14 protein-coding genes and 2 pseudogenes are annotated in these 23,133 nt (G+C 72.2%); 15 read left to right on the top strand and 1 reads right to left on the bottom strand.

Annotation, left to right across the window (positions count from 1 at the left end; translation table 11 throughout):
* The first annotated feature begins 40 nt into the window (after positions 1 to 40).
* The 12 genes and pseudogenes from IE252_RS39440 to IE252_RS39485 all read left to right on the top strand — a co-directional run bounded on the left by IE252_RS39440 (position 41) and on the right by IE252_RS39485 (position 15,229).
* A complete protein-coding gene (locus tag IE252_RS39440; protein WP_190094325.1) occupies positions 41 to 988 on the top strand; it encodes an ABC transporter permease in 948 nt (315 codons plus the stop codon).
* Complete coding sequence (locus IE252_RS39445) at positions 985 to 2,979, top strand: dipeptide/oligopeptide/nickel ABC transporter permease/ATP-binding protein (protein WP_190094326.1); 1,995 nt, start codon at positions 985 to 987, stop codon at positions 2,977 to 2,979. The genes IE252_RS39440 and IE252_RS39445 overlap by 4 nt, the downstream gene beginning before the upstream one ends.
* Positions 2,976 to 3,989, top strand: a complete 1,014-nt coding sequence (locus tag IE252_RS39450) for an ABC transporter ATP-binding protein (protein ID WP_190094327.1) — start codon at positions 2,976 to 2,978, stop codon at positions 3,987 to 3,989. The genes IE252_RS39445 and IE252_RS39450 overlap by 4 nt, the downstream gene beginning before the upstream one ends.
* Positions 3,990 to 4,000: 11 nt before the next feature.
* A complete protein-coding gene (locus tag IE252_RS39455; protein WP_190094328.1) occupies positions 4,001 to 5,569 on the top strand; it encodes an ABC transporter substrate-binding protein in 1,569 nt (522 codons plus the stop codon).
* A 162-nt stretch (positions 5,570 to 5,731) separates the two neighbouring features.
* Positions 5,732 to 7,360, top strand: a complete 1,629-nt coding sequence (locus tag IE252_RS39460) for a carboxylesterase/lipase family protein (protein WP_190094329.1) — start codon at positions 5,732 to 5,734, stop codon at positions 7,358 to 7,360.
* Positions 7,361 to 7,439: 79 nt separating this feature from the next.
* Positions 7,440 to 8,621, top strand: a complete 1,182-nt coding sequence (locus IE252_RS39465) for an ABC transporter substrate-binding protein (RefSeq protein WP_190094330.1) — start codon at positions 7,440 to 7,442, stop codon at positions 8,619 to 8,621.
* Position 8,622: 1 nt separating this feature from the next.
* Positions 8,623 to 9,501 carry a branched-chain amino acid ABC transporter permease gene (locus IE252_RS43685; RefSeq protein WP_229849101.1) on the top strand — a complete coding sequence of 293 codons (879 nt, stop codon included), beginning with the start codon at positions 8,623 to 8,625 and terminating at the stop codon, positions 9,499 to 9,501.
* The gene (locus IE252_RS43690) at positions 9,498 to 10,517 is read left to right on the top strand and encodes a branched-chain amino acid ABC transporter permease (RefSeq protein ID WP_229849102.1); all 1,020 of its coding nucleotides are present in this window, start codon (positions 9,498 to 9,500) and stop codon (positions 10,515 to 10,517) included. Before IE252_RS43685 ends, IE252_RS43690 begins: the two co-directional genes overlap by 4 nt.
* Positions 10,490 to 11,293: an ABC transporter ATP-binding protein gene (locus tag IE252_RS43695; RefSeq protein WP_229849103.1), complete on the top strand. Its 804-nt coding sequence runs from the start codon at positions 10,490 to 10,492 to the stop codon at positions 11,291 to 11,293. The genes IE252_RS43690 and IE252_RS43695 overlap by 28 nt, the downstream gene beginning before the upstream one ends.
* The gene (locus IE252_RS39475) at positions 11,290 to 11,997 is read left to right on the top strand and encodes an ABC transporter ATP-binding protein (RefSeq protein WP_229849104.1); all 708 of its coding nucleotides are present in this window, start codon (positions 11,290 to 11,292) and stop codon (positions 11,995 to 11,997) included. Before IE252_RS43695 ends, IE252_RS39475 begins: the two co-directional genes overlap by 4 nt.
* 156 nt (positions 11,998 to 12,153) lie before the next feature.
* Positions 12,154 to 12,349, top strand: a pseudogene (locus tag IE252_RS39480) (condensation domain-containing protein); the annotation flags it as partial.
* Positions 12,350 to 12,787: 438 nt separating this feature from the next.
* The gene (locus IE252_RS39485) at positions 12,788 to 15,229 is read left to right on the top strand and encodes a beta-glucosidase (RefSeq protein WP_190094331.1); all 2,442 of its coding nucleotides are present in this window, start codon (positions 12,788 to 12,790) and stop codon (positions 15,227 to 15,229) included.
* A gap of 35 nt (positions 15,230 to 15,264) precedes the next feature.
* On the opposite strand, the gene IE252_RS39490 is transcribed toward IE252_RS39485, so the two are convergent.
* Positions 15,265 to 16,881: an IS1182 family transposase gene (locus IE252_RS39490; RefSeq protein WP_229849105.1), complete on the bottom strand. Its 1,617-nt coding sequence runs from the start codon at positions 16,879 to 16,881 to the stop codon at positions 15,265 to 15,267.
* Between the two features lie 309 nt (positions 16,882 to 17,190).
* Between IE252_RS39490 and IE252_RS39495 the strand changes: the two genes are divergently transcribed.
* The 3 genes and pseudogenes from IE252_RS39495 to IE252_RS39505 all read left to right on the top strand — a co-directional run bounded on the left by IE252_RS39495 (position 17,191) and on the right by IE252_RS39505 (position 22,929).
* Positions 17,191 to 20,280, top strand: coding sequence for an ATP-binding protein (locus IE252_RS39495; protein WP_190094333.1), 3,090 nt, complete (start codon positions 17,191 to 17,193; stop codon positions 20,278 to 20,280).
* 128 nt (positions 20,281 to 20,408) lie between these two features.
* On the top strand, positions 20,409 to 21,479 hold the full coding sequence (locus tag IE252_RS39500) for a class I SAM-dependent methyltransferase (RefSeq protein ID WP_190094334.1): 1,071 nt from the start codon (positions 20,409 to 20,411) through the stop codon (positions 21,477 to 21,479).
* Positions 21,476 to 22,929: pseudogene (locus tag IE252_RS39505) on the top strand (amidase). Before IE252_RS39500 ends, IE252_RS39505 begins: the two are co-directional and overlap by 4 nt.
* Positions 22,930 to 23,133 lie beyond the last annotated feature (204 nt).

The following is a 23,133-nucleotide window of genomic DNA, read 5'->3' on the forward strand; positions in this document are numbered from 1 at the left end:
AGTTCACCGTTTGAGTTGCACGACTCCCGACGAGGTGAGCATGGCAATCTTCCGACTCGCGGTCAGACGTCTGTTGTCGTCGGCACCGCTGCTGTTCCTGGTCTCGGCCCTGACCTTCGTTCTGGTCTCCCTGGTCCCCGGAGACCCCGCCCGCACGATCGTCGGCCAGCACGTCACGGTCGAGCAATACGAGGCCGTACGTGTCCAGTTGGGCCTGGACGATCCGCTGCCGGTCCAGTACTGGGACTGGCTCGTGGGGGTCCTCCACGGCGACCTCGGGGCCTCGCTGTTCAGCGGGGAGGCGGTGACGAAGACGCTGAACGACCGGCTCCCCGTCTCCTTGTCCCTGATCGTCGCCGGCACCGTGGTCTCCGGCATCCTGGGCGTGGCCCTGGGCCTGCTCAGCGCCCGCCGCGGCGGCCTGCTGACCAGGGCGGTCGACCTCCTGTCCCTGCTCGGCCTCGCGGTTCCGGCGTTCTGGTTCGCCCTCGTGCTGATCGCCGTCGGGGCCGTGAAACTGCGCTGGTTCCCGGTGACCGGCTATGTGCCCTTCGCCGACGACCCGGCCGAGTGGGCGCGCTCCCTGGTCCTTCCGGTCATCTCCCTGTCGCTGAGCGCCGTCGCCGTCATCGCCAAGCAGACCCGCGACTGCGTACTGGACACCTTCGGCCGGGACTTCATCCGGGTCATGCAGGCCAACGGCTTCTCCCGGCGGTCGATCCTCTACCGGCACGTGCTGCGCAACGCCGCCGTTCCGGTGGTGACCGTCCTGGGCGTCGTCCTCGTGAGCCTCCTCGCCGCCGCCGTGTTCGTGGAGACGGTGTTCGCCATGCCGGGGCTCGGCAGCCTCACCCAGCAGGCGACCGTCCAGCACGACATCCCCGTCATCCAAGGAGCCGTCCTGTACATCACGGTCCTCGTCGTGCTCGTCAACCTCCTGGTGGACATGGCCTACAACCGCCTCGACCCCCGGGTGCGTGCCGCATGAACCTGCTCACGGCGACGAAACGGCCCCGCACGGCGGAGCCCGGGAAGGCTCCGCGGCGGCCCCCTCTGATACGCCGGGTGCTGCGGCGCCCGGCCGGCGCGGTCTCCCTCTGCTGGCTGGCGCTGCTGACCGCGGCCACCCTCGCGGCGCTCCTGATCACCCGGTACGGCCCGCTCGACCAGGACCTGGGCCACGTACTGGCCGGACCCACCTCCGACCACCTGCTCGGCACCGACAACCTGGGACGCGATCTGCTCAGCCGGGTGCTCTTCGGCGGCCGCTCCACCCTCCTGGCGGTCGGCGAAGCCCTGGTGGTCTTCCTCCTCATCGGCGTCACCGCGGGCCTGGCCTCCGGATTCCTGGGCGGCTGGGTGGACTGGCTGACCGTCAGGACCGCCGACCTGCTCTTCGCCCTGCCCGGCATCGTCATCGTGCTGGTCGTGCTGTCCGTGTTCCCTGGCAATCTGCACGCCGCGATGATCACTTTCGGTGCGCTCGGCAGTCCCGGGATCATCCGTATCCTGCGCTCCCAAACCCTGGGAATCCGCGAGGAGTTGTACGTAGCGGCCGCGAAGGTAGCCGGACTGACCCGCGCGCAGATCCTGCGGCGGCACATCCTGCCGCGGCTGATCAGCACGGTCATCGTGCAGGCCGCCCTGTTCGCCGCGATCGTCGTCACCGTCCAGGCGGGCCTCGGCTTCCTGGGCCTGGGCGCCCAGCCCCCCAACCCGTCCTGGGGCGGTCTGGTGGCCGATGCCTCCCAGGCCATCGACCGCGCACCCTGGATGCTCGTCCCCACGGGTGTCCCGCTGGTCCTCACCGTGACAGCCCTCGCGCTGCTCGGGGACGCGGTCCGCGACGCGGCCGTCGAGGGCTGGTCGGTGTCCAAGCTGGCGGCAGCGGGCGCCGCACCGCCCGCTGCCGCCGCCTCTCCCACCGAGCAGGCGGACGCGCCGGACGCCTTCGCCTTGGAAGTGTCGGACGCCGTGGCCGCGCCACCGGCGGACGTACCGGACGACACCGCCCTGCTGTCGGTGCGGAACCTGTCGATCGCGATCGGCGGCATCCCGGTCGTGCAGGGGGTGAGCTTCGACATCAGCGCGGGCGAAACCGTCGGCATGGTCGGTGAGTCGGGCTGCGGCAAGTCGGTGACCTCGCTCGGGATCCTCGGCCTCGTGCCGGGCGGCGGCCAGATCACCGGCGGTCAGGTGCTCTTCGACGGGACCGACCTCGTCGGCTCGGCCGACGCGCTCGCCGGGGTACGGGGCACAGGCATCGCCTACGTGTCCCAGGAGCCCATGGTCGCCCTCGACCCGGCCTTCGCAGTGGGGCGCCAACTGGCCGAAGCGGTTCGGCGCCACCGGCGGTGCGACCGCCGCACCGCACGCGCCCGGGTGACCGAACTCCTCAGCATGGTCAACATTCCCGACCCCGAGGGCGTCGCCAGGCGCTATCCGCACCAGCTTTCCGGCGGTATGGCCCAGCGCGTGGCGATCGCCCTGGCGCTCGCCGGCGAGCCGAAACTGCTGATCGCGGACGAGCCGACGACCGCGCTCGACGTCACGGTCCAGGCCGAGATCCTCGCGCTCCTGCACACCCTCCAGGCCGAGACGGGCATGGCGGTGCTCCTCGTCACCCACGACTGGGGCGTGGTGGCCGACCTGTGCCACCGATCCGTGGTGATGTACGCCGGCCAGGTCGTGGAGCAGGCGGACGTGGAGCAGATGTTCACCCGGCCGCTCCACCCCTATACGGCGGGCCTGCTCGCGGCCAACCCGCATCTGGCGGCCGAGGGCGAGCCCCTGCCGACCATCGCGGGGACCGTGCCCGCTCCCCGCGACTGGCCGCTCGGCTGCCGCTTCGCCGCCCGCTGCGACCTGGCCGACGAGAGCTGTACGACGCGGCCGGTGCCCCTGACCGAACCAGCCCCGGACCGGCTCACCCGGTGCGTCCATTCCCCGCGGCTCCTCCTGGAAGGCACCCGCCCATGACCCGCCAGCCCCTCCTCGACATCAAGGACCTGACCGTCGAGTTCGGCCAGGGCCACCGCACCTCGCCCCTGCGCGCCGTCGACGGCGTCAGCCTGGACATCGCGCCGGGGGAGACGGTCGGACTCGTCGGAGAGTCGGGCTCCGGCAAGTCCACCATCGGCCGCGCCGTGCTCGGCCTCACCCCCGTCCACTCGGGCCGGGTCCGCTTCGAGGGCATCGACGTCACCCGTGCCGGGCCCCGTACCCGGCGCGGACTGAGCGCCCGTCTCCAGGTCGTCTTCCAGGACCCGTACTCCTCCCTCAACCCGGCCCGCACCATCGGACAGACCCTGGCCGAACCGCTGCTGGTGCACCGCAGGCTCGACCGGCGCGAGACCGACGCGCACATCGCCGAGATGCTGGAGCGGGTCGGCATGCCCGCCGACACCGCCGGCCGCTACCCCGGGCAGTTCTCCGGCGGGCAGCGCCAGCGGATCGCCATCGCCCGCGCCCTCATGCTGGAGCCCAGCCTCGTCATCTGCGACGAACCGGTCAGCGCCCTGGACCTGTCGATCCAGGCCCAGGTGATGAACCTGCTGGCACGGCTCCAGCGGGAACTCTCCCTCAGCTACCTCTTCATCGCCCACGACCTGCCCGTCGTGCGGCACCTCTCGGACCGCGTCGTCGTCCTCTACCGGGGCCGGGTCATGGAGAGCGGACCGGCCCAGGTGGTGTACGCCGACCCCGTCCATCCGTACACCGAGGCGCTGCTCGACGCCGTGCCCGCACCCGACCCGCGCGCCCAGCGCGCCCGCAGGGCCGCCCAGGCGGCCCCGAAGACCACGAACCCGCCCGCCGACGAGGGCTGCGTCTTCGCCCACCGCTGCCCGTACGCCATCGACATCTGCCACCGCGAGCGGCCGGCCCTGCTGCCGCTGCCGAGCCGAGGAGAGAAGCAGCCCGAAGGCGGCCGAGCGGTCGCCTGCCACCGCTCAGGCGAACCAGCCCGCGTCCGCGGGCTCCACACCTAGGGAAAGCGCCCATGTCCACAACCTCGCTCACCAAGAGAATGACCTGCGGCCTCGCGGCACTGACGGCGCTGGCCCTGTCGGCCACCGCGTGCAGCAGCGGATCGGGATCGTCGTCCGCGGGGGGAGGCGGCCAGGGTGGCACCCTGACCGTCGTCACCCCCGGTGCCCCCGCGAGCCTCGACCCGGCGAAGGCCAACGTCGGCTCGGACAACTGGTTCGTCAACCTCACCTACGACACCGTCCTGCGGCAGGAGCCGAGCGGTGCGCCCAGCGCGGGCCTCGCCACCAAGTGGGGCTATGTCGGCACCGGCAACACCGAGTTCGAGTTCACCCTGCGCAGCGGCCTCAAGTTCGCGGACGGCACCGCCCTGGACGCGAAGGCGGTGGCGGCCTCGCTCAACTACACCCGTAAGAACGGCCTCAACGTCTCCTGGACATCGGCGATCGCGTCGGTCACCCCGACCGGCCCGCTCACCGTGCGGATCCACTGCTCCAGCCCTCACCCCAGCCTGCCCGAGCTCCTCACCCAGGTGCTCCTTGCCGGCTCGGTGATCAGCCCCAAGGGCCTGGCCAGCCCCGCCGAGATGGGCACCCGGTCCTTCGGCGCGGGCCCCTACGTCCTGGACACCGCGCATACCGCCACCGGCGATCACTACACCTACCTCCCCAACCCCCTCTACTGGGACAAGACGAAGATCCACTGGAAGAAGGTGGTCATCAAGGTCATCGCCAACCCGAACTCCGCGCTCCAGGCGGTCAAGGCGGGGCAGGCCGATGCCATGGCCATCACCGCCAACCAGTTCGACACGGCCAAGTCCGGCGGCCTCAGCGTCGTCGGGACGCCCAACCTGTTCCTGGGCGTCAACCTCGCCGACCGCGGCGGCACGCTGGCCGACCCCCTGAAGGACCTCCGCGTCCGCCAGGCCCTCAACTACGCCGTGGACCGCGAGGCCATCACCAAGGCCATCGTCCAGCACCACGGCCACGCCACCGACCAGATATCTCTGCCGGGTCTGGACGGTTTCGCGGAGGACTACGACAACCACTACCCCTACGACCCGGCCAAGGCGAAGAACCTCCTCGCCGACGCGGGATACCCGAACGGCTTCTCCCTGAAGATGGAGACCCAGGGCTTCTTCGGCATCGACCTCGTCACCCAGGCGGTGGTCCAGCAGTGGAAGCAGATCGGCGTCGCCGTCGACCTCACCACCGACACCAGCGTCGGCCAGTGGCTCGCGAGCGCCACGTCCAAGAAGTACCCCGCCCTGGGATTCGGCTACGGCGGCGCGTCCAGCTACCCGCTCTCGCTGGACTGGATGCTGCCGCACGCCACCGCCTTCAACCCGTTCGCCTCCTCGGACCCCAAACTTGCCCGCATGCTGGAGGCCGCGGCGGCTTCGGCCCCGGCGGAGCAGCCCTCCCGGTACCAGGAGGCCATGCGCTACGTCGTCGACCAGGCGTGGTTCGTCTCGGTGATGCGGATGGACGGGATGTACGCCTTCAACGGCAAGAAGCTGACCGGCCTCACCGCGGCCCCGAGCTACCTCCCCGACCTCGCGTGGAGCGTGGCACCGAAGTAGGCGCCGCGGCACGGCAGTACGGACCACCGCACTCTCACGGCCGGCCGGGACCACCGCCGACCGCGATCACGGCCCGCCGGAAGCACCACCGGCCGGAATCCCCCGACGCCCGGAATCACCGGCCGTCGACCGGCTCAGGACCCCCACTCAAGGAGACACGACATGACAGACAGTCCATTGCGGCGCGATGTCCTCAAGGCCGGTGGAATCCTCGCCGGCGGCATGCTGCTCTCCGGCATCGCGGGCGGGCAGTCGGCCCGCGCCGACGCACCGGCGGCCGGTTCCTCGCCCGTGGTCCAGGCGCCCGCGGGCGCGCTGCGAGGCACCGTGGAGGGCGGCCTCACCGTGTTCAAGGGCGTGCCGTACGCCGCGCCCCCGGTCGGCGCACTGCGGTGGCAGCCGGCCCAGCCGTACCCGGGCTGGTCGGGAGTACGGGACGCGGTCGCGTTCGGTCCGAGCGCGCCCCAGCTCTACCGGGAAGGGGGCGACCAGGTCCTGGGCACGCACGGCTCGCCGCCCTTCGACGAGGACTGCCTCACCCTCAACGTCTGGACGCCGGGCGCCGACGACGCCAGGCGGCCGGTGATGGTGTGGATCCACGGCGGCGGCTTCATCTCCGGGTCCGGCTCGCTGCCCAACTACTCGGGCGAGACCTTCGCACGCAACGGCGACCTCGTGGTCGTGACCATCAACTACCGCCTCGGCCCGCTGGGATACCTTTACTTCGGCGAGGACGGCGCCGGGGGGAACTTCTGGCTCACCGACCAGCTCGCCGCGCTGCGGTGGGTGCGGGAGAACATCGCCGCGTTCGGCGGCGACCCGGACCAGGTCACCGTGGCCGGCCAGTCGGGCGGCGCGTTCTCGGTGGCGTCGCTCGCGGGCGCCCGCTCCAAGGGCCGCCCGCTGTTCAAGCGCGCCATCCTGGAGAGCCCGCCGCTCGGTCTGCAGATCCCCACCCGCGCCGAGTCCCTCCAGCGCACCCAGACCTACCTGGACATCCTCGGTGCGAAGGACGTCACGGAGCTGCGGGCGTTGGACTGGTCGAAGCTGATCGGGGCCACCGTCGGCATGTTCGGCCGCACCGCGCAGTGGGGCTACTGGTCCACCCCGTTCCTGCCGGTGCTTGACGGTGTGACCCTGACACGCAACCCTGCCGACCTGTTGGTGGACGGTGCGGGCGGGGATATGGACGTCCTGCTCGGCTGGACCAGGGAGGAGGCCAACTTCGCCTTCGCGCTCAACGGGTCGTACACCGCGGCCACCAAGGACCAGGTGCTCGCCCGGGCGCGGGACAGCTTCGGCAGCCGGGCGGCCGCGGCCTACACCGCCTACGAGGAGGCCCGGCCGGGCGCCCGGCCGGTGGACGTCCTCATGGACCTGATCACCGACGACCTGTTCCGGATGCCTGCCCTGGCCCTCGCCGAGCGCCGGGCGGGCCGCGGCCGGCCGGCCTGGACCTACCAGTTCGACCTCCCCACGCCCGCACACGAGGGTCAACTGGGCGCCGCGCACTGCCTGGAGCTGCCGTTCGTGTTCAACAACTTCGACAAGTGGACGCAGGCCCCCTTCCTGGCGGGCCTCAACCCGAGGATCCGCGACGGTCTCTCCGCGACCATGCACCAGTCCTGGATCTCCTTCATCCGCACCGGTGACCCCAACCACCACCCCATGCCCGCCTGGGCCCCGTACGACCGCAGCACCCGCACCACGATGAGCCTCGACTCGGTCACCGGCGCCGTCAGCGACATCGCCGGCTACTGGAGCCGGCTGCGCGCTTCCGCGACCCGGTAGCGGTCCGCTCAGCAGGACGTAGCACCCCATCGGCACCAACCGGCCCTGCCAGGGCCGTCTCACTATCTACGGAGTCACCATGGCAGGTCGGTTTCGTCGTCCCGTCGGTCTCATAGCCCTCACCACGGGCCTGTTGCTGGCCACCGCCGCGTGCGGCGGTGGCAGCCTCAAGGCCGACGGCGGCGACACGGGCGAGGGGCCCGTGAAGATCGGGCTCCTCGTTCCCCGGTCGGGTATCTACAAGGCGCTCGGCGACGACATGAAGAACGGGTTCGAGCTCTACGCCAAGCAGCACGGCGGCAGGCTCGGCGGCCGCGAAGTGAAGATCGTCGTCGCGGACGAGGGGGAGAGCGCCGAGTCCGGCAAGGCGGCGGCCCTGAAGCTGGTCAAGCAGGACCGCGTGCTGGTCGTGAGCGGCGTGGTCAGCTCGGCCACCATCAACGGGGTCAAGGACCTGTTCGAGAGCAGCAAGGTCCCGCTCGTCGGCTCCAACGCCTCGCCGACGACACTGACCGGGACCCACTACATCTGGCGCACCTCGTACGTCAACGACGAGCCGGGCAAGGCCCTGGGCAAGTACGTGGCGGCGAAGGCCCAGGGCCCGGTCTTCCTGATCGGTGCGGGCTACCAGGCGGGCAAGGACGAGATAGAGGGCTTCAAGTCCACCTTCCTGCCCGCCGGAGGCAAGACCGCCGCAGCGGAGGTCTACACACCGTTCCCGCAGACCAAGAACTTCCAGCCCTACCTGGCGCAGATCGAGAAGTCCGGTGCGAAGGCGGTCTTCTGCTTCTACGCGGGCGGCGCGGCCGTCGACTTCGTCAAGCAGTACCGGGACTTCGGTCTTGCGGGGAAGATCCCGCTCTACGCGCCCGGCTTCCTCACCGAAGGGGGTGTGCTGAAGGGGCAGGGGGACGCCGCCGACGGCATCCGCACCTCGATGAACTACAGCGCCGACCTGGGCAACGCGGCCAACAAGGCGTTCGCCCCGGCCTACCGCTCCGCCTACGGTGCGGCCCCGACCACCTACGCGATGGCGTCGTACGACGCGGCCCAGGTGCTGGACAAGGCGATCGCGGCGGCCGGCTCGAAGGTGACCCCGCAGAGTGTCAACGACGCCCTCGCCAAGGTGGGCGACATCGACAGCCCGCGCGGCACCTGGCACTTCAACAGCGACGGTACGCCCGTCCAGCCCTGGTATCTGCGCGAGGTCAAGCAGGGCGCCAACTCCCTCACCTCGGAACTCGTCAGGCTGGGCGGCTGACATGGGTGGATGGCTGGACTCCCACCTCGTCAGCGTCGTCGACGGGGTTGCCTTCGGGCTGCTCCTGTTCACGCTCGCTGTCGGCCTGTCCCTGGTCTTCGGCCTGATGGACGTGCTCAACCTCGCCCACGGCACGCTCTACCTGGCCGGTGCCTACGTCGCGTACGCACTCTCCGACGGCAGTCTGTGGGCACTGCTCCTCGCGCTGGTGGCGGGCGTGGCGGCCGGCACGCTGGGCGGCGCGGCGCTGACGCTGCTCACCCAGCCGCTGGCCCGGCGCGGCCATCTGGACCAGGCCGTGCTCACCCTCGGCATCACCTTTATCGCGGCCGATCTGCTGGCCGCGTCCTTCGGCGGCGAGGTGCTGCCCACGGACCCGCCGACCGCGCTGCGCGGGTCGGCCGACCTCCTCGGGCACACCTATCCGATCTACCGGCTGGTGTTCATCGGCGTCGCCCTCGCCGCCGCGGCCCTGGTGTACCTGGTGTTCGAGCGCAGCTCGCTGGGCGCGCTGGTGAGGGCCGCGGTCGCCGACCGCGACATGGTCCGCGCGCTGGGCGTCGACACGCGCAAGGTGCTCTACGGGGTCTTCGCGTTCGGAGCCGCCCTGGCGGCCCTCGGCGGAGTCCTCGGAGCGCCGATCCTCGGCCCCGGGCCAGGAGTCGACGAGACGGTGCTCGTGCTCTCGCTCGTCGTGGTGGTCGTCGGCGGCCTGGGGTCGGTGCGCGGTGCGCTCGTCGGCGCGCTGCTCATCGGCCAGGTGCAGACGCTCGGCGTGGCGCTGCTCCCGGAGTACGCCCCGTTCCTGCTCTTCGGCACGATGCTGGCGGTACTCGTCGTACGGCCGCGCGGCCTGCTTCCTTCGGCGGTGCGGACATGAGCCCCAACAGTGGTACGGACATCGGCACGGCGGCCCGGGCCGGATCAGCCGCACGGCGGGTGCCCGCGGTCATGGTCCTGGCGGGCCTCGCGCTGGCCCCGTTCGTCCTCGGTTCCTACGCCGTCGGCACGCTGTCGCGGATCCTGGTGCTCGCCCTGCTCGCCATGAGCGTGAACCTGCTGACCGGGCTGACCGGGCTGGCGACGCTCGGCCAGTCGGCCTACTTCGGGGTCGGTGCCTATACGGCGGCGATCGTGGCGAGGAAGCTGACCGATGTCGGAGTGGTCCAGCTCCTCGCCGCCGCCGCGGTCTCCGCGCTCGTCGCGACGGCGACGGGATGGCTGGCCGTCCGGGCCCGCGGTGTGGTGTTCCTGATGCTGACGCTGGCCATCGGCGAGATCGTCTACAGCGCCGCGGTCAACTGGAAGTCGCTGACCAACGGCACCGACGGGATGTCCGGCATCCCTCCGGTCGTGCCGCTGCCGGGCATGCCCGCACTGGAGCTCGACGGACTGGTCTACTTCTACGTACTGGCCGTGTTCCTGGTGCTCTTCGCGATGGTCGCCCATCTGGCCGGGACACCGTTCGCCCTCGCGCTGCGCGGCATCCGCGACAACGAGGACCGCATGCGGGCGATCGGCTACCCGACCCGGCGGTACGCCCTCACCGTCTACGGCGGTGCGGGCGCCCTGGCCGGTGCGGCGGGGGCGCTGTGGGTCTCGGTCCAGCGGTTCGTCTCCCCGGGCGACGCCGGCTTCGAGATCGCCGCACTGGCGCTGCTGGCCGCCGTCATCGGCGGCTCCGGCCGGATCTGGGGAGCCTGCGCCGGGGCCGCGCTCGTCTGGCTCACCCGCGACTACCTCGGCAACCTCGAAGTCGTCGACGGCCACGGCAAGCTGCTGCTCGGAGCGCTCTTCGTTACCGCCGTCTACACCCTGCCCCGGGGCCTGACCGGCATACGCGTACCACGAGGCCTGCGGTCCGTCGCATGGCCGAGCCGGAAGAGGACAGCATGATCGACCCCGACCTCCTCGAACCCCTCGATCTGCTCGAACTGCGCGGGGTGTCCCGCGACTTCGGCTCCTTCAAGGCGGTGGACGCCGTCTCCCTCGCCGTCCGGGCCGGCACGCGGCACGCCGTCATCGGCCCCAACGGCGCGGGCAAGTCGACGCTCTTCTCCCTGATCTCCGGGACCCTTCCCGCCACCGCGGGATCGCTGCTCCTGGACGGGCGGGACGTGACCCGCCTGCCCGTGAACCGCAGGGTGGGGCTCGGTATCGCCACGACGTTCCAGCACTCCAGCCTGTTCATGCGGGAAACCGCGCTGGAGAACGTCCTGCTCGCGGTGGTCCGGCGGGCCGGGTCCGGGCTCGGGATCGGGCGTCCGCTGCGCTCCCGGCGCACCGCGCTCGCGCGGGCCCACGCCTTGCTCGACCAGGTGGGCCTGCCGTCGCGGCACGACACCCCGGCGGCCGAGCTCTCGCACGGCGAACGGCGCCAGCTCGAAGTCGCCGTGGCGCTGGCCACCGAACCCCGGCTGCTGCTGCTCGACGAGCCCGCCGCGGGCATGTCACCGGTGGAGACGGCGCGCCTGACCGAGGTGGTCGCCGCGCTGCCCGGCGAGGTGACCGTCCTGCTCATCGAGCACGATCTCGACATGGTGTTCGAACTCGCGAACGTCGTCACGGTCATGCACCTCGGCAGACACCTGACGACCGGCTCCCCGGCCGAGGTGCGGGCCTCGCCCGAGGTGCAAGCCGCCTATCTGGGCACCATGGAGGTCACGCGGTGAACCCGTTCCTCAGCATTCGCGCGCTGCGCTCCGGTTACGTCGGCGGTGCCGTTCTCCACGGGGTCGACCTCGACGTCGACGAGGGCGGGATCGTCGCCGTCCTCGGCCGCAACGGCGTCGGCAAGACCACGCTCATCTCGACGATCGCGGGATTCCTCCGGCCGTACGAGGGGAGTGTGACGCTCGACGGCCAGGAGATCGCCGGCGCGCGGATCGACACCATCGCCCGGGCCGGAGTGGGCCTCGTACCTCAGGGGCGGCGGGTGTTCACACCGCTCACCGTGGCGGAGCACCTGGCGATCGCCACCCGCCGCCCCACCGCAGGCCCCTGGACCCGGGAGCGCGTCCTCACGCTGCTGCCGAGACTGGGCGAGCGCCTCGGCCACCGGGGCGACCAGCTCTCCGGCGGTGAGCAGCAGATGCTCGCGATCGCCCGGGCCCTGCTGGGCAACCCCCGCCTCCTCCTGCTCGACGAGCCGTCCGACGGGCTGGCCCCGGTCATCGTGGCCCAGGTGGGTGAGGTGATCCGCGAAGTGAGCACGGAGGGCATGGCGGTGGTGCTCGTCGAGCAGAACCTGCAACTCGCCCTCTCCGTCGCCCGGGACGTGGCCGTGATGAGCAAGGGCCGCATCGTCCACCGGGCGGACTGCGCGGATTTCCAGTCCCGTCCCGAGGACCGGCGCCGGCTCCTTGGCGTCGAGTGAACCGGGGGGCGCCGGTACGCGTGAGCCGCCGGCTTCGCCCGCGTTGCCTTCGGATCTTCCGATCGTTGGTCCAGGCGTGTCGTCGAGAGGTGCCCGCCCGCTCGATGTCCTGTGCGTCTCGTCCCCTGTGCCGGGCGTGCGATGGGAGGGTCCCTGGTGCGGATCACCGACATCCAGCGCTGCGAGGTCCGGCCCGGGCGTCTGGTGGAGTGGACGCTCCACCCGGCGGCCGTGGAGGTCGGAGACCGGCGACTTCGTGGACGCGGCGGTGCTCGCCCAGCACATGCGGGAGCGGTTCGACGTCGTGGCGAACGCCCTCACCTGGCCGAATTTCCTCTACACCGTGGTCGTCCCTTCGGCGCGGCCCGGACGTCACCACACGGATCGGCCCGCCGTCCTGGCCGCTGAAGGCCCGGCGCGCCCCGGGGTGAAGCTCGTCGTGACCCGGGCACTCGGCCACACGGCGCCGCCCGCGCCGCAGGCCGGCGCGTCCATGGCCGACGTCCCCGTGGCCACCATCCCGCGTGGCCGCACCCCACGGCTCACCCTCGCCCAGTCCGGTCTGTTCGGCGCACTGCTGACGCCGGTGGTTGTGACCATGGCGCTGCGCATCGGCCAGGTCGACCCGGACGGCAAAGAAGGGAGCCGCAGCCTCGTCCTCGGTGTGGGCGCGCTCTCGGTCACCCGGATCAAGGGTGTCCGTTGACTCCCCCCGTAGCTGCTCCGTATCCCGGGCCCGCTCCGCACCTCGGACCTGCCTCACCGTTCCTCCACCTCAAGGGAGTTCAGCATGACCACGCACACGACCAACGCCGCGCACGAGGCCGTCGTGGAGACGGCGCTCGGCAAACTCGACCTCGACGCCAAGGCCGCGCTGCTGCTCGGCCAGGACATGTGGTCGCTGCCCGCGCTGCCTCAGATCGGCCTGAAGTCGCTGGTCATGTCGGACGGCCCGATCGGTGTGCGCGGAGTGCGCTGGACCGCCGACGACCCGTCGGTCGCGCTGCCCTCGCCGACCGCGCTCGCGGCCGCCTGGGACCCGGAACTGGCCGAGCGGGCCGGTGTGCTGATCGCCCAGGAGGCCCGCCGCAAGGGTGTGCATGTGGTGCTCGCGCCTACGGTCAATCTGCAGCGTTCGCCGCTCGGCGGCCGGCACTTCGAGGCGTACAGCGAGGACCCGTTCCTTACCGGTGAGATTGGCGCCGCCTACGTACGGGGTGTGCAGTCCGGTGGAGTCGGCACGACGGTCAAGCACTTCGTCGCCAACGACGCCGAGACCGACCGCTTCACCGTGAACAACCTCGTCGCGTCCCGCCCGCTGCGGGAGCTGTACCTCGCGCCATTCGAGGCCATCGTCGAGAACGCCCACCCCTGGGGCATCATGTGCGCCTACAACCAGGTCAACGGCACGACCATGAGCGAGCACCGCTATCTGCAGAACGAGGTGCTGCGCGGCGAGTGGGGCTTCGACGGCTACATCGTCTCCGACTGGATGGCCGCCAGGGACACCGTCGGTGCGATCACCGGCGGCCTCGACGTCGCGATGCCGGGACCGCGCGGTGTGTACGGCCCGGCGCTCGCCGCCGCCGTCCGGGACGGGCGCGTCGAGGAGTCCGTCGTGGACGACGCCGTACGCAGGGTGCTGCGGCTCGCCGCCCGTGTCGGCATCCTGGAGGGTGCCGAGCCCGCGGTGGCCGAACCGCCCGCTGAGATCGACGGCCTGGCGCTCGCCCGGGAGATCGCCCGGCGCTCCTTCGTCCTCGTCCGCAACGAGGACGCCGTGCTCCCGATCGATCCCGAGCGGATCCGGGGTATCGCCCTGATCGGTCTCGCCGGCCGCGATGCCCGCATCCTGGGCGGCGGCAGCGCGCAGGTCTTCTCGGAGCGGATCGTCGCACCGCTCGACGGACTCGCCGAGGCGCTGCCCGGCGCCGAGCTGACGTACAGCGTCGGCACCGACCCGAGTGGCGAAATGGGCGTCGCCGGCAAGGGGTTCACCCTGCGGGCCGTATGCCGGGACGACCACGGCAAAGTGATCGGCGAGGACAGCCTGCCCGGCGGCCAGGTCCAGTGGATGGGCGGCGATCTGCCCGAAGGCGTCACGTACGAGAACCTGTATTCGGTCGAGGCGCGGGGCACTTTCACACCGCGCGAGAGCGGAGCGCACTCCTTCGGTACGAAGGGGATCGGCGGCTTCGAGCTGGTCGTGGACGGCACCTCGCTCTTCGCCGGAGAACAGGGCATCGAGAGCACTGACCCGTTCGAGGCGTTCTTCGCGCCGCCGGTCGAGCGCGGCCAGGTCGAGCTCGTCGCCGGACAGCCGGTCGAGGTCTCACTGACGTACACCGTGCACAAGTTCCCCGAGGCCCAGATCCAGAACGTGGGCTTCGCCCTCGCGCACGGCGAACCCCAGCGCGACCCGGACGAGTTGATCGCCGAGGCCGTCGAGGCGGCACGTGCGGCCGAGGTGGCCGTCGTCGTGGTCGCCACCACCGAGAAGATCGAGTCCGAGGGCTTCGACCGGAGCGACCTGAAGCTGCCGGGCCGCCAGGACGAACTAGTGCGCAAGGTGGCCGCGGTCAACCCGCGCACCGTCGTCGTCGTCAACGCCGGCTCCCCGGTCGAGATGCCGTGGCGCGAGGATGTCGCCGCGGTGCTGCTCAGCTGGTTCCCGGGACAGGAGGGCGGCAGCGCGCTCGCCGAGGTGTTGCTCGGTGTCGAGGAGCCGGGCGGTCGGCTGCCCACGACGTGGCCGGTGGTGTTCGAGGACGCGCCGGTCACGGAGGTCACCCCGACCGACGGTGCACTCGACTACCGAGAGGGCCTGTTCATCGGCTACCGCGCCTGGGACAAGGCCGGCACGGCACCCGCGTACTCCTTCGGCCACGGGCTCGGCTACACGGACTGGACCTACGAGTCCGTCACCGTCGAGAGGCGTACGGCACGGGTGCGGCTGCGCAACTCGGGTGCGCGGGCCGGGCGCGAGGTCGTCCAGGTGTATCTGGCACCGGTCGCCGACACCGTGGAGCGGCCGAAGCGCTGGCTGGCCGGGTACGCGGGGGTGAGCGCAGTGCCGGGCGAGAGTGTGGAGGTGTCGGTGCCGCTGCAGGCGCGGGCCTTCGAGATCTGGGACGAGGCGGCCGGGGCCTGGACCACGGTGCCTGGGGAGTACGCGGTGCACGCAGGGCGCTCGCTCGGGGACCTGAGGGTCGTGGGGTCGGTGACGGTCTGAGCTTGACTCTGCCGGGGATCTTGGAGGCGTCGAGGTCAGCTGCCCAGGGTTCGCCAGGACTTCGGGCGAGGAACCTCGCGCTGGCCGAGGTAGTTCTGGAAGGTAGTCGGTCGGCGGGGCGTGGGGGATTCCTCAGCTGGTGACAGCCCGCCGAGGCGCTCGATGTTGACGGCGATGGCCGTCAGGACGTGCTGGATGTGGACCTTGCCCTGTCCTCGGTAGCGGCAGCGCCGCATGCCGTGTCCATGGGCGAACTCGTTGACCGTGCCCTCCACTCCGGAGCGGACCGCGTAGCGTGCCCTCCACGCGGGTGTCTGCTGCGCGGCCCGGATGCGGAGTTGCAGGTCGCGGAGTTCTCGTGGGGGAAAGCCCACGGTGCGGGCGTTGTCGGCGGTGGTGGTGCACTGGGCGCGAGCCGGGCAGGGGCGACACTGGCTCTTGGTGAACCGTGCCACGATCAGCGGGGCCGCGGTGGGCGAGGAGGTCGGGTAGGGGCCGTGCCAGCCTGCGCTGACCTGGCCCTGCGGGCAGGTGACCTGCTGACGGTCGTAGTCGGTGTGGAAGTCATCCCGGGCGAAGCCCTCGTTCCGGCGGTGCTGGCGGGTGGGGTTGGTGCGGAGCGGCCCGGAGACGGTGACCTGGTGTTCACGGCTGGCTTGTTCCAGGTGGGGCAGGGAGGTGTAGCCGGCGTCGACCAGGTGCTCGGCGGGCAGCAGGCCGCGACGCGCCAGGCGGGTGTGGATGCCGGGCAGGACCTGGCTGTCGTGGGTGGTGGCCGCGGTGATGGCCACGTCCGTGATCACGTTGGGGCCGTCGGGAGCACAGGTCTCGGTCAGATGAGCGGCGAACCCCTTCCAGCTGATGATGTGGTCGTGCCGTGCGTAGCGGGCCGAGGTGTCGTAGGGAGAGAAGATCGCCCGGGACGAGGGCGGCAGTCCGGGCCCGCCTTCTTCCGTCTCGGCGGTGCGCCAGCGCAGGTGTCCGGCGGCGTCACGGTGGTAGTTCTGCACCACGATCTGGCGCAGGGCCTGGATACGAGGGCCGGGCGTGCGGTCTGCTCCGTGCCGGTGGAGGTGTTCCAGGAGCCGGACGGCGTCGTTTCCCGTAGCGAGGATCCTGGTCTTGGGTCTGGTGGGGTTCTTGCCCAGGCGGACCGGTCGGCCGTAGCGGAGCCCCCAGTCCTCATCGACCAGCTCGTCGAGCAGATGAGGGGACGTGCCGGCGACTTCTTCGAGTGCGGCGCGGACCGCTTCGGTGATCAGCTCCAGGCGGGTCAGGTCACGCACCGCGGCCAGGACGTGGGTGGAATCGGTGCGCTGCGTGGTGCGCTCACGCACTAGTCCGGCCTCCTTGAGACGGGCCAGCGCGAGGTCGAGGAGCCGGTCAGCACGGCCGTCTTCAGCAAGACGGTCGCGGAAGTCGGCCAGCACGCTGTGATGGAAACCGGGATCGTCCAGCTCCATGGCCATCGCGTACTTGAAGTCGATGCGGCAGCGGACCGCCTCGGCGGCCTGCCGGTCCGACAGGCCGAGCAGGAACTGCAGCACACAGACGGTGGCCAGCTGAGCAGGCGAGAGACCCGGCCGCCCATCCCGCGGGTACCAGTCGGCGAAGTCCTCGTCGCACCACAGCCCATCCAGCCGGTCACGCACCCATATCGCCGTCGTACCGCCCGGGTTGCTCGCCCGCGCAACCTGCGCAGTCAGAGGCGGGACTTGCTCACCGGAACGGGGGCGAAGGGACAACGGGCACCTCGACAGCTGCGTCGGTCGGCGGAACGACCCGAGCATGCCCGTTGACCATGCTGCCGCACCGGGAAATTCCAAGATCCCCGACAGAGTCAAGCTGAGACCCGGCAGGGCGCGGCCGTCAGCGCCCGGCCGCCGACCGGTTCGTGACACGGTCGGCCAATAGTGGACATTCGGCACACCTCGCGCACCGGTCGGGAGGACAATGCCCTTGTGGGTTCGCCAGTCGAGTCGCCCCTGGTCGGCAGGGCCGCGCTGCTGAGGTCGCTGTGCCGTGCGGTGGACGCGGCCGCGGCGGGACGCGGCGGGCTGGTGCTGCTGGCCGGGGAGCCCGGTATCGGAAAGACCGCGCTCGCCGCCGAGGTCGTACGGTACGCGCGGAGCCTCGGTGTGACGGCCGCCTGGGGCGGTTGCGAGGACGGGGGCATCGCGTCCGGTCTGTGGCCCTGGCAGCAGATCCTCCGCACGGTGACCGGGCGCGCGGAGCCGCTCGCCGCGGGCCCGGGGAACGCGGTCGGTGGCGAGGATTCGCGGCTCGCCCTGTTCGACGAGATCGCGGGACTGCTGCTGGCGGAGGGCCGACCGCTCGTCGCGGTGCTGGACGATCTGCAGTGGGCGGACACCTCCTCGGTGCTGCTGCTCGGCCACCTGGGCCGCCGGGCCCGCCACGAGCCCCTGCTGCTCGTGGGCACCTACCGCGACGTGGACCTCGCCGACGATCACCCGCTGCGCGCCCTGCCGGACACCGAGGCCATCGAGCTCGGCGGCCTCGCGCCGGTGGAGGTGGCCGAGCTGCTGGGCCGGTGCGGTGAGCCGGCCGGGACGGAGGCGGCCGTCGACCAGGAACAGGCCGCCGCCGTGCACCGGCGCACCGGGGGCAACCCCTTCTTCGTGCAGCAGATCGCCCGGCTGCGGGCCGCGGGCGGAGACACCGGTACGGTCCCCGTCGCCATCGGCAGGACCGTGGCCCGCCGTCTCGCCCGGCTGCCGGACCGTACGGCTCATCTGCTGAGCACCGCCGCCGTGCTCGGCCGTACCTTCCCCACCTCCCAGCTGGCCGCCGTCGCGGAAATACCTGCCACCAAGGTCCCGGGGCTGCTTGGGCCCGCCGTGGAGGCGCGGATCGTCGTCCAGGACGGCCCGGTGGGCTACCGGTTCGTCCACGACCTCTTCCGGGAGGAGCTGGTGGCGGGGCTCGATCCGGCCCGGCGCGCGCGGACCCACCTCGCCGTCGCCGAGGTGCTGGAAGGCACCGCCCGGCCCGCCGAGCTGGCCTGGCACTACGGGCAGGCGCTGCCGTACGGGCCGAGGCAGCCCGCGATCGACCACGCGGTACGGGCGGCCGAGGAGGCGATGGCCCGGCTGGCGTACGAGGAGGCCGCCCGGCAGTGGCGGCAGGCCGTGCGGCTCTGCGCCCCGCAAGAGCCCGGGCGGCTGCGGCTGCGGACCGCGCTGGCCGGGGCCGAGCTGAGCGCCGGGCTGCGCGAACCGGCCGCGCGGGGGTTCGCCGAGGTCGCCGACGATGCCGGGGCACCGCCGGACCTCCTGGCGGCCGCGGCGCTGGGGCTGCACCGGGCCGGAGTGGTGACCGGTGGCTCGCGGCGTGCGGTGATCGGGCACCTGGAGCGGGCGGCGGCCGCCCTGCGCGAGGCTCCGGCCGGCGCCCTGCGGGCCGAGGTGCTCGCCGCGCTCGCCCGCGAGCTGGCGGACGGGCCGGAAGGGGACGTACACCGGGCTCGTACGCTCGCCCAGGAAGCGAGCAGCGCAGCCCGGGCGGCCGGTGACCCGAGGGCCGAGGCGACCGCGCTCTTCGCCCAGCACGACGTCGAATGGGGGCCGGGGACCGCGTCGCGGCGGCTGGCCCTGGCCGACGGGATGGCGACGGCGGCAGCCGCGGCCGACGACGCGGCCCTGGAGTTCGAGGGAGCCCTGTGCCGGTACGTGGCACTGCTGGAACTCGCCGACCCCGCCGCCGCGACCGCGCTGCGCCGGGCGGCCGAGGTGGCCGAACGGTCCCGGCTGCCCCGCCCGCGCTACCTCGTCCGCTCCCGCGAGGCCGCGTGGGCACTGATGCGGGGGCGGTACGAGGAGGGCGGGCGGCTGTCGGACGAGGCGGTGGAGCTGGCCAGGGCGATCGGCGAGCCGGACGGCCTCGCGGTGGCCGCGAGTCAGCGGATTGTCGTGGCGCTGGCCCGCGAGGGACCCGGCGGGGTGTCGGCGGCGATCGAGGAGGGCGGTGACGCCGGGCTGCCGCCCGAGTTCCTGCCGCTGGGGCACTGCTTCGCCTACCTGGCCGCCGGCAGGCCGGACGCGGCGGCCGCCGTCCTGCGGGCCCTGCCGGCGGCCGAGGAGGTGTCGCGCTTCCGCTGGCGGGCACTGGCGGGCATGGCGCTCGACGTGGAGGTCGCGGTCGCGGCCGCCGTGCCGCAGGTGTGCGCGGACCGCTACCGACGGCTGCTGCCGTACGCGCGGGAGACCATCGTGATCGGCGGCGGTGTCGCCGTCCTGGCCCCCGTGTCGTTCTACCTGGGGCTGGCAGCCACCGGACCCGCGGCCGCCGCACACCTCGAAGACGCGCTGGCCGCAGCCGACCGCCTCGGCGTCCGGCCCGTCGCGACCCGCGCCCGCCTCGAACTCGGCCGCGTCCTGCTGGCGCGCGACCCCGGGGGTGAACGCGGCCGCCGGCTGCTCTCCCAGGCGCTCACCCTGGCCGGGGAACAAGGCCTCGACTGGCTGTGCGAACGGGCCAGGGCCGCCCTCGTCCAGGCGGACGACAGCCATGTCTTCCGTCGCGAGGGCCGGCTGTGGACGCTCGGCTACGCCGGCCGCACAGTGGTCCTGAAGGACGCCAAGGGCCTGCACGACCTGGCCCTGCTGCTGTCCTGCCCCGGCCAGGAGGTCACCGCCACCCGGCTGCTGACCGGTGACGAGGCGCCGCCGCCCGGCAGCGACGAGGTCGCCGACGAACAGGCCCGCGCCGCCTACCGGACCCGCCTGGACCACCTCGACCAGGAGATCGCGCGGGCCCGTGACCAGGACGATCCCACCGGCCTGGCCCGCGCCGAGGACGAACGCGACGCCCTGATCGCCGAACTGCGCCGCACCTACGGGCTCGCCGGCCGCCGACGCCGACTGGGCGACGCGGGGGAGCGGGCCCGCAGCACGGTCACCGCCCGGATCCGCGACGCGCTGCGCCACATCGCGGACGAGCACCCCGACCTCGGCCGCCACCTCGCCGCGTCGGTCACCACCGGGCGGGTGTGCGCCTACCGGCCGGAGCAGCGGGTGCACTGGCAGGTGTGACGCGGCCGTTCCGCCGCGAGGCCGCGAGACCACTTCTCACCGGTTGTGAGACGCCTTCTCACGCCTGAAGGACATCAGCTGAACGACACCGGCTGAAGGACATCAGCACTCCGTAAGAGGTGATCGAGATGGCAGCCTTGGACAACGACCGGCTCGAAGAGGCCATGGGCAAGGTCTTCACGGAACTCGGCGTCAGCTGCACCGCCCCGCTCGTCGTGCTCGGCGACCGGCTCGGGCTGTTCGGCGCCCTGGCCGGGGCCGGACCGCTCACCTCGGCCGAGCTCGCCGCCCGTACCGGTCTTGTGGAGCGGTACGTGCGGGAGTGGCTGCGCGGTGTCGCCGTTGCCGGATACCTCGGCTACGACCCGGGCACCGACCGCTTCGCCCTCAGCGACGAGTACGCCGCCGTCCTCGCCGACGAGACGGCACCCACCTCCCTGATCGGGGTCTTCCCCGGCTTCCAGGCCCTGTGGGCGGATCTCGACCGCGTCGAGGAGTTCTTCCGCAGTGGCGGCGGCATGGGCTGGGGCGACCACCACCCCGCGCTCGGCGCCGCCCAGGAGAGGTTCAGCCGCCCCGCCTACGTGCACGGGTTGATCGCGGAGTGGATCCCGGCCGTGGACGGCATCGTGGCCAAACTCGAAGCCGGCGCGCGCGTCGCCGACGTGGGCTGCGGTTACGGCCTCTCCTCGATCCTGGTCGGCCAGCGGTGGCCGAACAGCGTGGTGACCGGCTTCGACCCCGACGACGACTCCGTCGCGCACGCCCGGGCGGCCGCCGCGAAGGCCGGGCTCGACGGCCGGGTCGCCTTCGAGGTGGCCGACGCCACCACCTACCCCGGCCAGGGCTACGACCTGGTCACCTTCACCGACTCCCTGCACGACATGGGCGACCCGGAAGCCGCCGTGGCGCACGCCCGTGCCGCCCTGGCGGACGAGGGCGCCGTGCTGGTCATCGAGCCGTTGGCCGCCGACCGCTTCGAGGACGACTTCGCCAACCCGTACGCCCGCGTCGGCTACGCCATCTCCACGCTGGTGTGCACCCCCTCCTCGCTGGCCCAGCCGGGAGCCGCCGCACTCGGCGCGATGGCCGGCGAGGCCCGGCTGCGCGACGTCCTGGCAGCGGGCGGCCTCACCCGTATCCGGCGCATCGCCCAGGAGAGCGCACCGGTCAACATCATCCTGGAGGCACGGCCATGACCACCCTCGCCCCCTCCGACATTGCCCACGTCACCGCGCTGGACGCCACCGGGCAGGCGGAGCTGGTCCGCAGCGGCCAACTGAGCGCCGAGGAACTCCTCACCGCCGCCCTCACCCATATCGAGCGTCTGAACCCGCGTATCAACGCCGTGATCACCCCCACCTTCGAGCAAGCCCTGGACCAGGTTCGCGCGGGACTGCCCGAGGGACCCTTCACCGGTGTCCCGTATCTGCTCAAGGACCTCGCCACCGAGCAGCACGGCGTGCGCTTCACCGAGGGCTCGGCCTTTCTGCGCGCGCACGTCTCGCGCCAGGACCAGGACCTCGTGCGGCGGCTGCGCGCCGCCGGGCTGGTGCTGCTGGGCAAGACCAACACGCCCGAGTTCGGGATGAGTCCCACGTGCGAGCCGCTGCTGCACGGGCCCACCCGCAACCCATGGGATCCGACCCGCACCACCGGTGGTTCCTCCGGTGGCTCGGCCGCGGCGGTCGCCGCGCGGATGGTCCCGGCCGCCCACGCCAACGACGCGGGCGGCTCCATCCGGTTCCCCGCCTCCTGCTGCGGCCTGTTCGGCCTCAAACCCAGCCGCGCCCGCGTCCCGCTCGGCCCGGCCTACGGCGACGCCTTCGGAGGCTGGGCCGCCGAACACGCCCTCACCCGGACCGTCCGGGACTCCGCCGCCCTGCTGGACGCCGTCGCGGGCCCGGCGCCCGGCGATCCCTACCCCGCCCCGCCGACGGAAGGTCCTTTCCGGCAGGAGGTGGACCGCGCCCCGGCCGACTGCGGATCGCCTACAGCCTGAACGCCGGCGGCCACCCCGTCCACTCCGACTGCGCCGCCGCCCTGCACGACGCCGTCCGGCTGTGCGAGGACCTGGGCCACGACCTGACCGAGGAGGACCTGCCCGGCCTCACCGACGAGGTGGGCGGGGCCATCGGGACGGTGTACGGCGCGGCGATGGCGTGGATCGTCGGCTACTGGAGCCGTGAACTCGGCCGCGGACCACGGCCGGAGGAACTGGAGCCCTACACCCGCGCCTTCTGGCGGCGCGGCCTGCGGGTCACCGGTGGCGACTACCTGCTGGCGGTCACCACCTTGCAGTCCTTCGCCCGTACCGTCGCCCGCTTCCTCACCCGGTACGACGCCTGGCTCACCCCGACGCTGGCCCAACCGCCGCTCGCCCTGGGCGAGATGACCTCGACCGAGGAGGACCCGTGGCGCGCCGCACGTGCCAGTGCGCCGTTCGTGGCCTTTCCCGCCGTGGTCGCCAACATCACCGGCGCCCCGGCCATGTCCGTTCCGCTGTGGTGGTCCAGCGCGGGCCTGCCGATCGGCGTCCACTTCCTGGGCCGCACCGGCGCCGAGGCCACCCTGTTCCGGCTGGCGGGCCAACTGGAACAGGCGCGGCCGTGGTCCCGGCGGGTGCCGGGTGGCCTCGGCGATCCTTGAGCCGACACCTGCGCTGGGGTTCGGGGCCGCCAGGAGGAGCTTTTGGCCATCGAGCGGTGCCTGCAGGGACCGCTGCTCTGATGCGCAAACAGCACCGATGCTAGTGCCGCATCAGGTGACGTTTGCCCCAACATGGGTCTGCTGGGTGGCAGTTGGCGGTCAGAATGGTGGGATGGCCGAGCGTGTGCGGGTGCGGGAGATCGA

The organism is Streptomyces melanogenes (genome assembly GCF_014649795.1).
Classification (GTDB): Bacteria; Actinomycetota; Actinomycetes; order Streptomycetales; family Streptomycetaceae; genus Streptomyces; species Streptomyces noboritoensis.

Coding starts and splice junctions, on each gene's coding strand:
- IE252_RS39500 (WP_190094334.1), top strand. CDS start 20,409: ATGGCAGCCTTGGACAACGACCGGCTCGAAGAGGCCATGGGCAAGGTC.
- IE252_RS39455 (WP_190094328.1), top strand. CDS start 4,001: ATGTCCACAACCTCGCTCACCAAGAGAATGACCTGCGGCCTCGCGGCA.
- IE252_RS39445 (WP_190094326.1), top strand. CDS start 985: ATGAACCTGCTCACGGCGACGAAACGGCCCCGCACGGCGGAGCCCGGG.
- IE252_RS39465 (WP_190094330.1), top strand. CDS start 7,440: ATGGCAGGTCGGTTTCGTCGTCCCGTCGGTCTCATAGCCCTCACCACG.
- IE252_RS39460 (WP_190094329.1), top strand. CDS start 5,732: ATGACAGACAGTCCATTGCGGCGCGATGTCCTCAAGGCCGGTGGAATC.
- IE252_RS39440 (WP_190094325.1), top strand. CDS start 41: ATGGCAATCTTCCGACTCGCGGTCAGACGTCTGTTGTCGTCGGCACCG.
- IE252_RS43690 (WP_229849102.1), top strand. CDS start 9,498: ATGAGCCCCAACAGTGGTACGGACATCGGCACGGCGGCCCGGGCCGGA.
- IE252_RS39485 (WP_190094331.1), top strand. CDS start 12,788: ATGACCACGCACACGACCAACGCCGCGCACGAGGCCGTCGTGGAGACG.
- IE252_RS43685 (WP_229849101.1), top strand. CDS start 8,623: ATGGGTGGATGGCTGGACTCCCACCTCGTCAGCGTCGTCGACGGGGTT.
- IE252_RS39450 (WP_190094327.1), top strand. CDS start 2,976: ATGACCCGCCAGCCCCTCCTCGACATCAAGGACCTGACCGTCGAGTTC.
- IE252_RS43695 (WP_229849103.1), top strand. CDS start 10,490: ATGGCCGAGCCGGAAGAGGACAGCATGATCGACCCCGACCTCCTCGAA.